At 55.0% G+C, this 638-nt stretch carries 1 protein-coding gene; it reads left to right on the plus strand.

Annotated features, from left to right (window positions below):
- A partial coding sequence (locus BLX41_RS36780) for an AAA family ATPase (protein WP_259745411.1) occupies nucleotides 1–638 on the plus strand: 638 nt, incomplete at both ends.

Consider the following 638-nt stretch of genomic DNA (forward strand, 5'->3'; position numbering starts at 1 on the left):
TGGTTCAAGTGCCGTGGAAGGCCCAAAGCAAGGTGCGTCTCGACCTGGCGCGCGCCGAGGATATTCTCGACGCCGACCACTATGGCCTGGAAGAAGTCAAAGAGCGGATTCTCGAATACCTCGCTGTGCAGAAGCGCGTGAAGAAGATTCGTGGTCCGGTGTTGTGCCTCGTCGGTCCTCCTGGGGTAGGTAAGACCTCCCTTGCAGAGTCGATCGCCAACGCGACCAACCGCAAGTTTGTACGTATGGCTCTGGGTGGCGTACGTGATGAAGCGGAAATCCGTGGGCATCGTCGGACTTACATCGGTTCGATGCCAGGAAGATTGATTCAAAAGATGACAAAGGTTGGCGTTCGCAACCCGCTGTTCCTGCTCGATGAAATCGACAAAATGGGCAGTGATATGCGCGGTGATCCGGCGTCGGCATTGCTGGAGGTTCTGGATCCTGAGCAGAACCACAACTTCAACGATCACTATCTGGAAGTCGACTACGACCTGTCCGATGTGATGTTCCTTTGCACCTCCAACTCGATGAATATTCCTCCGGCATTGCTGGATCGTATGGAGGTGATTCGTCTGCCGGGCTACACCGAGGACGAGAAGATCAACATTGCGGTCAAGTACCTGTCGCCCAAGCAG

It is taken from the genome of Pseudomonas protegens, from assembly GCF_003732485.1.
GTDB lineage: Bacteria > Pseudomonadota > Gammaproteobacteria > Pseudomonadales > Pseudomonadaceae > Aquipseudomonas > Aquipseudomonas protegens_B.